General features: G+C 38.8%; 1 protein-coding gene. It reads left to right on the top strand.

What is annotated here, in order from left to right:
* Positions 1–53 precede the first annotated feature (53 nt).
* On the top strand, positions 54–603 hold a 550-nt coding region (locus R7Z49_RS26270), incomplete at its 3' end, for a hypothetical protein (RefSeq protein ID WP_318112597.1).

Here is a 603-nt window from a genome sequence, read left to right as displayed (position 1 = left end):
CCTTTAGTTGCCAATCAATACCCTCCAGCGAGGTTAACCGTAACCACGATGCCGTGTTTGAAACAGATAAACGTCATAATTTAATCTATGACAATTTTAAGTCTGTCCAGCGATCTCCATACTACGCTCTGGTTTTATTTTTCTTAGCTATTGTTGCATTTTTATACGCCTTGAACCTGTTCATAGATACCACAAAGATTACTTCAACAAACTACTTTATTGCATCAACGACAAGTGATACTGCTGTATACCCAATACCCACAGATAAGCATATCTTGCCGACTAAGGACCAAGAAAGAAACCCTGGCGAAACTTACTCTGAAGAAGAGTCAGAAGTATTAGTTCGTGAATATCTAGTTGATAGCCTTAAAGACTGTTTTTCAATGAACTACTTAAATGCAGCAACAGTACTGTCTAGGTGCAAGTCCAACCATTTGGACTCTGAAACAGACACCCAAGACATATTTATTGAGCTTCTAAGAGCAAGTAACTATATAAATATAATGAAGAAATCCCAGACTTCTGCATTACTCCACGTAGACACAAGCTCTATTAAACTTTTGAACAAAGCAATAGCTCAGCGTGAAGCCGTACCTGGCAGCG

It is taken from the genome of Vibrio sp. 1562 (assembly GCF_033340155.1).
In the GTDB taxonomy this organism is placed as follows: domain Bacteria; phylum Pseudomonadota; class Gammaproteobacteria; order Enterobacterales; family Vibrionaceae; genus Vibrio; species Vibrio alginolyticus.
This window is presented reverse-complemented; position numbering and strand designations above follow the sequence as displayed.